The organism is Aquisphaera insulae (assembly GCF_011064615.1).
Lineage (GTDB): Bacteria > Planctomycetota > Planctomycetia > Isosphaerales > Isosphaeraceae > Aquisphaera > Aquisphaera insulae.
This window is the reverse complement of the sequence record NZ_JAALJH010000166.1, coordinates 1-8298: the sequence shown is the minus strand read 5'-3', so window position 1 is coordinate 8298 and position 8298 is coordinate 1. Positions and strand designations below refer to the sequence as shown.

The following is an 8298-nucleotide window of genomic DNA, read 5'->3' as shown; positions in this document are numbered from 1 at the left end:
TTCGGCGCGCGCTTCGGCCGGATGAGCCGGATGAGCTCGCTTCTTCCCACCAGGCAGGAGGCCACGCCCGGACTGGGCGGGACGGTTTTCTCGGAGTAAAGACCTCATCGAGCTGGGAGCATGCTCCGAGCGCCGGGCAGATCGAAGGCCCTGACGCTTGCGCAACGGATGCGCTGCTTTTCCTGGAGCGTTCCGATCGCGTTCTGTAGAATATTGCTCATCGCGGCGTTATTCACTGAGGGAGTGCAATCGTGATTGATGCTCCCACCTTCGATGAGCTGATTCGACGGGTCCGCGCCGGGGATCCCGCCGCGGCCGCGGAGCTGGTGCGGACTTACGAGCCGGCGATCCGCCGCGCCGTAAGGTTCCGGCTCGCGGATGCGCACCTGGGCTCGGTGCTCGAGTCCATGGACATCTGCCAGTCGGTGCTGGCCAGCTTCTTCGTCCGCGCGGCGTCGGGGCAGTACGAGCTGGAGACGCCCGAGCAGCTCATGAAGCTCCTGGGTTCCATGGCTCGCAACAAGCTGGCCTCCGAGGCCCGGCGTCAGTTCGCGAAGCGCCGCGACGCCCGGCGGGTGACGGCGGCGGGGGAGGAGGCCGACCTGCTCGCGGCGTCCGGCGAGAGCCCGAGCTCGGTGGTCGCGGCCCGCGACCTGTTGCAGGAGGTTCGTCGGAGATTGAGCCCGGACGAACGTCGGTTGCTGGAGATGCGGGACCAGGGATTGGAGTGGCCGGGGATCTCCGCGGCCCTGGGTGGGAGCGCCGAGGCCCTGCGTCGTCGGCTCGCCCGCGCCCTCGATCGGGTCTCTCGGGAGCTCGGCCTGGACGAGCCCTCATGAGCGGAGTCGCCGGGCCGCCTTCCGACGGTGGAATCCCCGACGCCGATTGCGGGGGCGGATCCGGGTCCGGCGTCCTGCTCCTGGGCCTGGTCCTCCGGCATCAGCGGTATGCCTGGCGGCGGGGCGAATGCGCACGCGTCGCCGTCTACCTGGACCAGTACCAGGCCCTCCGCGACGATCCGGGGGCGGTGCTGGACCTGATCTACAACGAGGTCCTCCTCCGAGAAGAGGCGGGCGAGGAGCCCCGACTCGAGGATTACGTGGCCGAGTTCCCGCACCTCGCTCCGGAGCTCAAGTTGCAGTTCGAGGTCGAGGAGGCGATCCGCGGGGGACGCCTGCATGATGGGGACTCGAAGAATACGCTGGCGGACCGACGCACCGTCCGTCCGACATCGCCGCGCCCCGACATCCCCGGCTACGAGATCCTCGAGGAACTGGGCCGGGGCGGCATGGGGGTCGTCTATCGCGCCCGCCAGTTGCGCCTCAATCGGATCGTCGCCATTAAAACGATCCTGGCGGGCGAGTATGCGACTCCGGAGGCCCTGACGCGATTCCTCGCCGAGGCGGAGGCCGTGGCGCGATTGCAGCACCCGAACATCGTCCAGATCTTCGCCCTGGGAGAGCATGAGGGCAGGCCCTACTTCGAAATGGAGCACGTCCCGGGCGGGAACCTGGCGAGCCTCATGAAGGAGCAGCCATGGGCCCCTCGCGACGCGGCCCGGACGATCGAGGTCCTCTCCCGCGCCGTCCACGAGGTCCATCGGCTCGGGATCGTGCACCGCGACCTGAAGCCGGCGAACATCCTCATTGGCGCCGACGGCAGCCCGAAGATCGCGGACTTCGGGCTGGCCAAGTGGCTGGACGTCGATTCCAGCCTGACGAGGACCCAATGGATCGTGGGCTCGCCCCACTACATGGCCCCGGAGCAGGCCGGCAGCGCCGGAGGACGCGACCTCGTGGGCCAGGCGGCCGACGTGTACTCGCTGGGAGCGATCCTCTACGAGCTCCTGACGGGCCGGCCTCCCTTCCGGGCCGCCACGGTGCTGGAGACCCTCGAGCAGGTCAAGACGACGATCCCCACGTTCCCGTCGGGTTCGTCGCGGACCATCCCCCGCGACCTGATCACCGTCTGCCTGAAATGCCTGGAGAAGGAGCCCCTGAGGCGCTACGCGAGCGCCGAGATCCTGGCGGACGAGATTCGCCGCTTCCTGGACGGCAGGCCCATCCAGGCCCGTCGACCCGGCCTCCCGGAGCGTGCCTGGCGGTGGTCTCGCCGCGAGCCGGCCCTGGCGCTGCTGGCCCTCAGCCTGGTTATCGGGCTGGTCGGGGTCACGACCCAGTGGTGGCGGGCCGAATCCCATCTCGCGAGGGCAGTCCGCCATCGACGGCTCGCCCAGGACCGGCTCGACATCGCGATGGCCTATGTCAAGGAGGTCGAGGACCTGGTCCTCGATCCGGCGTTTCAGGACGCCCGGCTGGAAACCCGGCGCGTGGGCCTGCTCGGGACGCTCAGGAACATCTACCTGAACATCGATCGGTCGCTCGAGAAGGACGATTCCGCGGATATTCGCCTCAAGCTCGCCACGGGATACCAGCGGATCGCCAGGATATCCTTCGAGCTGGGGCTTCGGAACGAGGCCTTGGCCGCGGCCGAGCATGCCGTGACGATCGCCGATCAGTCCGTCACCGCGTCCCCGGACGAGGTCTTGCTGCAGCATCGGCTCTCCTCGGCCCTCTCGACCCAGGGGTTCACGCTCCGCGTCATGGGCAGGCCGGAGGAAGCCTCCGTCGCCTACACCCGGGCACGAGCCATCCAGGAACGACTCGCCTCCATGCGGTCGGTGACCGACCTGGTGGCCGGCGATCTCGCCGGGACCTATTCGAACCTCGGCCTGATCGAGCTCGAGCTCGGCCGCCCCGAGGAAGGCGTGGCGTTCCACGTCCGCGCGGTCGCAATCCGCGAGTCCCTGCGATCTCGGAGCCCGTCGGACCCGGTTCCCATCAGCGACCTGGCTTGGGCCGTCCGCTATCAAGCCCAGGCCACGTCCGCCTTGGGCCGTTTCGGCGATGCGGAAGCGCTCATCGCCCGCGCCATCGGCCTGCTGGAGCCGCTCGCGTCGGCCGCGGGGGCGGATCAGCTCATCCGATGGCGATTCGCGCGCTGCCTCGATGAGCAAGGCCGGTTACGGCTCGTCATGGGCCGGATCGCCGACGCGGCGGCCCCGCTCGAACGATCGGCCGCGGCACTCGAGACCCTCTATGGCGAGTATCCCGCGTACTACGACGACGACTTCATCCGCAACCGGATCTACCTCGCGACCCAGCGCAACCTCGCGGGACGGCCCGACGACGCCTCGGCCCTGGTGCGGAGGGCCGAGGACGTTCAGGCACGCTCCACGAAGATGCCGGCCGAGGACTTCTTCCTCGACCTGGCCTGCGGGTATGCCCTCTGGAGCGTCTCCAGCACCGAGGGGCATGCCGAACCGGGCGAGCGCGAACCGCGCACCCGCCGGGCCATCGCCGCCATCCGTCGCTGGGCCACCGCCGGGAGGTGCAAGGCCGAATCGCTCCACCGGGATGCCGCGCTCGCTCCTCTTCGCGAGCGAGAGGACTTCCAGCTCCTGCTGATGGACCTCTCATTCCCCGACCAACCGTTCGGTCGTTGATCGGGGGCGAGGGGCTCCGTCAATACGTCAGGCCGAAGCCGAACCGGAAGAGCACAACGTCCGCATTGTACTCATTGTTGCAGGGAATCTGAGCCATCCCGAGCGGCCAGGTGTGCGGCAGTTTCGCCGTCGGCTTGTAATCGCCGAGCAGGACATCCGCGATCCCGCGTCCCTCGGTCCCGGGGAGCCAGGCCGCCAGGATGGCATCGCTCGACGCGATGACCGGATCCAGCAGGACCGGCCGGCCCGAGAAGACGACCGTGGCGACCGGGACACCCGCCTCGCGGACCTTCTTGAGCGCGGCGAGGTCCTCCGCCGGCAGGCTGAGATCCTTGTCGCCGCGGCGGTCGCCGAACATCTCGGCGTAGGGTCGCTCGCCGATCACCACCACGGCCGCGTCCGCTCCCGTCGCGCCGGAGCCGTCGGGGGAATGGACGATCTCGACGCCCGGCCCGAGGGCCTCCTTCAGGGCCGCGAGCACGGTCGTCCCGCCATGGATGACGTTGCCGGTCGCGCCCTGCCAGGGGATCGTCCAGCCGCCGCACTGGATCCCGATGTCGTCCGCCGCGGGACCGGCGACGACAAGCTTCTTGATCGACTTCGACAGCGGCAGCACCTTCTTCTCGTTCTTCAGGAGGACCAGCGTCTTGCGGACGCAGTCGCGTGCGACCTCGCGATGTTCCGCGGAGCCGACCTTGGCCTTCAGGCCCGGGTCGGAGAAGCGTCGATCGGCCAGGTTCATCTTCGCCTTGACCTTCAGAATCCGGCGCACCGCGTCGTCAATCCGGGACATCGGCACCTTGCCCTCGTTCACCAGCTCCTTGAGCTTGGTGACGAACTCCACGTAGTTGTTGGGCTTGTCCGGGCCGTTGGGGATCATGACCATGTCAAGGCCGGCGTTGATCGACTGCTCGATGTCCGCCTTGTAGTCCGGCCCGAGCTGATCGATGGCCGCCCAATCGGAGATGAGGAATCCGTCAAAGCCGAGCTCACCCTTGAGCAGATCCGTCAGCAGGTACTTGTGCCCGTGGAGCTTCTTGCCGTTCCAGCTGCTGTAGGACGGCATGATCGAGGCCGCGCCCTGCTTGATGGCCGCGACATAGCCGGGGAGATGGATCTGGCGCAGGGTCTTCTCGTCGCACTCGGTGTTCCCCTGGTCCTGGCCGTCGGTCGTGCCGCCGTCGCCGACGTAATGCTTGACGCAGGCGAGCACCGACTCGGCCGCGGCGAGCGAGTCACCCTGAAGGCCGCGGACGGCCGCGGGGCCGAGCTCCGCGGCGAGCTCGGGACGCTCGCCGAAGCTCTCGTAGGTCCGTCCCCACCGCTCGTTGCGGGCGACGGCCACGCACGGCGCGAACGTCCAGCGGATGCCCGTGCCGATCATCTCCCTGGCCGTGATCCGCGCCGCCTTCTCCACCACGGCCGGGTCGCGCGAGGCCCCGAGGCCGATGTTGTGCGGGAAGATCACAGCGCCGTCGACGTTGTTATGGCCGTGGACGGCATCCACCCCGAAGAGGAGCGGGATCTTGAGCCGGGTCTTGAGGGCCTGCCCCTGGCAATCGTCCTGGGCCTTCGCCCAGCCGGCCGCCGTGATGTCGTCGGGGTCGGAGTTCCCGCCGCAGAGGATCGACCCGAGCGAGTATTTCGCGATGTCGCCCAGGTCCTTGAGTGCCTTCAGGTCCACCTGGGTCATCTGGCCGATCTTCTCGTCCAGGGTCATCTCCCTGAGCTGCTTCTCGGCCGTCGCCGAGTGGTCGTCGTCGCCCGCCGCGAAGGTGCGGACGCTCGCCACGACCGGCAGCAGGGCCGCCGCCGAGACGAACAGGCAGGTCAGGATGGTCCGCGCGGTCATCGTCATGTCGACCTCGAGAGAATGTTCTTCAAGCAGGGCCCGGACGCGATAACGACATGGCGCCGGGCCATTGATTCAGGATGGCCCGTGCGGGGGCCGAGATCAACAGACCACCGCCCAATCCGGTCCGGCGGTCAGGTGTGTTTGAGGACGAGCCGCGTGGACTTCTCCGGCAGGGCATAGCGGGCGTGACCCGCGAGGACCTCGCCCGCCGCGGGGGGCAGGGTGATGGACTCCTCACGTCGGAGGACGATCTCCGCGATGCAGCCGGGGGGCGGCTCCACCGTGATCTCGCGGCTTCCCGGCATGCCGGCGGCCTTGAATCGGAAGGGGCCTTTCACCGTGTGGACGGTCAACTCCAGGTCGGCGAGGTCCGCAAGCTGCGGTCGGACCTCGGCCCGGGCGAAGCCCGGCGCCCGCGACCGGATCCCCGCGAGGCCCTCGACGGCGAGGAAGAGCGGTGCGACGTCGCAATGGCTCCACTGCGAGCCCGAATCCGGGAGGGCCGTCCAGTCCTCCTGGAGCGTGAGGTTGAGCCGGACCGAGTCCATGGTCGCCCACCGCTTGCGGAAGTCGTGGACAATCACGTCCGCCCGGCCCCCTTTCGCCAACGCCTCGAGTCGCCAGCCGGCGTTGCAGGGGTACGAGAATCCCATCTCGGGAGGACACTCGGCGAGCATCTTCAGCGAGGGCTCGTTTTGTCCCCCCGGGTTCTGATCGAAGAGGATCGCCGTGGCGAGCGAACGGTCGCAGAAACGAGGCGACTTCTCCCGATCCAGCCACGGTCGATTGACCACGAACAGCCCGCGATCGGGACTCCAGAACGACTTGACGGTCGAGGCGAGCAGCCGCCGGCCGAACCGGGTCACGGCCTCGGCCGCCGCGGCGTCGCCGAAGGCCCGGCAAAGCGGCGCCAGCGCGTGCTCCATCGCGGCGGCCGTGTTCAGGTTGAAGGCACATTGCTTGTGCTTCTGGGCCTGATACGCGACGTGATCGATCCAGACCGAGGGGATGCCGATCTGCTCCACCGGCAGGAGCGATTCGGGGCCGGCCAGGGTCCGGAGGTACTCGGCGAACCGGAGCAGTCGGGGATAGGGCTCGCGGATCGCGTCCAGGTCCCCCGTGTCGAGGTAGTGGAGCCAGCAATCGAAGTTGAACTGGACGCCGTGATCGAGGATCGGCCCCCAGCCTGTGAGGTCGAGCTGCCGCTCCATGAGCCGCGCCAGGCGGTCATAGGCGGGCCAGCAATCGAGGAAATAGCCGTCCTTGGTCAGGCCCTGGCCCCAGGTTGTCAGGAACCGGGCCGGCAATCGCGTCTCGCCGAAGACCTCGCGGATCGATCGCAACTGGTGGCCGCCATCGCCACTATACTGCTGGCGCTCGCGGGCCATTCCATCCACGGCCGTCTCCTGGGCCGAGTTGTGGAGCGTGTTGATCGCGGCGTCGAACAGACGCTGGATCGCGGGTTCGGAGCAGCGAACGACCGGCTCATTGGGCCAGGGGAACTGCCGCCGCCGCACGCCGACCTCGCGGACGATCGCCCGGCCCGAGTTGCCATGGATGTGCAATTGCAGCCAGCGGAGGCTCTCGTAGTCGAAGCACTCGAATCGATTCACGCCCTCCCGGCAGGTGAACCGGCTCCAGGAGTCGAAGTGAGAATTCATCAGCCCCGGCCCGCCGAGCTCGTGGGCCTCGTGGACGAGGAGCTCGATCTCGGTCCCCGCCGGGGCCTCGATCGTGAAGTAGGGCCAGCCCACGACCTGCTTCTCGAGCACGAACGTGAGCACCGATCCGTGGCGGCCGTCGAGGGTGACCTCCCAGGAACCGGGCGACGTCTCCTTCGCACACGATTCGCGAACGACCCGGAACGCGTCCGGCGTGCGGAACTCGAAGTACTCGCGTGGGGGCCGCTTCCAGTCCAGGCGATGGGTTTCGGCCAGTCTCTGGACGGAGACCATGGATTCCGTGACGAGCGGTATGCTGCGCGGTCGGAGCTCGACGTCGGGAGGGCCGCCATCGATGCCGAGCATGTACTCGCCGTACTGGGTCGCGAGGGCCGGCCCGTTGGGGGAGCCCGCCAGCGGCATGGCCGCCAGCCAGTCCGGATTCGTCGCGTAGTCGGCCCGGCTCCAGCCGTACGGATAGAGACGGGCGTCGAATTCTTCCTGGAGGGCGCGGAGATACCAGCGCTTGTAGTGGCCCGGCTGCCAGGCCCGGCAGAGGAGGGCACGCCAGGACTCGTCCGAGGCGACGACTTCCCCGCGGCCGTCGGCATGTTCGATCTCGATCCGGCAGAGGAAGCCCGGCTTGCCGATGGGCCAGGTGCCGTCGCCCTGGCCGTAGTAAAGGACGGTGGCGCCGAGGACATTCTTGCCGGCCCTGAGCACGCCGGTCAGGTCGACCGGATCCGCCTCGGGCCAGCGCGGGTCGGCCGGCGCCGGGCCCCACTGGATTCGCTCGCCGTTGACCTCCAGCCGATACCGGCTGTCCGCGGCGATCCATCCGCGGGCGCTCCGCGGCGGGGCATTCAGCTCGATCTCGCGGCGAAAGAGGATGAACGTGTTCTGGAGCGTCCGGCCCGCGGGATACCAGACCCATTTCGCCGGCGCCATGTCGGGCAGCGGCCTCCGGGGCGAGGCCGCGGGAGCGGAGCCGGGGATGGGCCCGGCGTCATCGTTCCTGGTGGACGGGGCGGATTCGACATCGACTCCGCCGCTCGCGAGGATTCCGCCGCATGCCGCCGAGGTTGTCAGCCACTGTCTGCGGTTCAGAGATTTGTTCATCGTTGAAAATCCTCCTCTGGCGGGCAGGTTGTTGGGCCAGACGGCCGCGAGGAGTTCGTGCGACTATTGGTGGGACTTCATGATCTCTTCTATGAGCTTGTAGACCTCGCTGCAAGGGTCTTGATTTTCCGGGAGCGGATAATCGGACGCACGTCGGA

4 protein-coding genes are annotated in these 8298 nt (G+C 68.3%); 2 read left to right on the top strand and 2 right to left on the bottom strand.

The window, feature by feature from the left end; all coding sequences use genetic code 11:
* Positions 1 to 251 precede the first annotated feature (251 nt).
* Together G6O54_RS36035 and G6O54_RS36030 are read left to right on the top strand one after the other, a co-directional pair.
* Positions 252 to 839 (top strand): RNA polymerase sigma factor, encoded by a 588-nt coding sequence (locus G6O54_RS36035; protein ID WP_165235614.1) that lies wholly within the window; start codon positions 252 to 254, stop codon positions 837 to 839.
* Positions 836 to 3505: a serine/threonine-protein kinase gene (locus tag G6O54_RS36030; protein ID WP_165235611.1), complete on the top strand. Its 2670-nt coding sequence runs from the start codon at positions 836 to 838 to the stop codon at positions 3503 to 3505. Before G6O54_RS36035 ends, G6O54_RS36030 begins: the two co-directional genes overlap by 4 nt.
* 19 nt (positions 3506 to 3524) lie before the next feature.
* Here the strand turns inward: G6O54_RS36030 and G6O54_RS36025 are convergent, their stop codons facing one another.
* On the bottom strand, positions 3525 to 5363 hold the full coding sequence (locus G6O54_RS36025; RefSeq protein ID WP_165235608.1) for a glycoside hydrolase family 3 protein: 1839 nt from the start codon (positions 5361 to 5363) through the stop codon (positions 3525 to 3527).
* 128 nt (positions 5364 to 5491) lie between these two features.
* Entirely contained in the window at positions 5492 to 8140 is a 2649-nt protein-coding gene (locus tag G6O54_RS36020) for an alpha-L-rhamnosidase N-terminal domain-containing protein (protein WP_165235605.1), read from the bottom strand.
* Between the last annotated feature and the right edge of the window lie 158 nt (positions 8141 to 8298).

Excerpts from the sequence above, each read along its gene's own strand:
- G6O54_RS36030 (WP_165235611.1), top strand. The coding sequence starts at position 836 with ATGAGCGGAGTCGCCGGGCCGCCTTCCGACGGTGGAATCCCCGACGCC.
- G6O54_RS36025 (WP_165235608.1), bottom strand. The coding sequence starts at position 5,363 with ATGACGATGACCGCGCGGACCATCCTGACCTGCCTGTTCGTCTCGGCG.
- G6O54_RS36020 (WP_165235605.1), bottom strand. The coding sequence starts at position 8,140 with ATGAACAAATCTCTGAACCGCAGACAGTGGCTGACAACCTCGGCGGCA.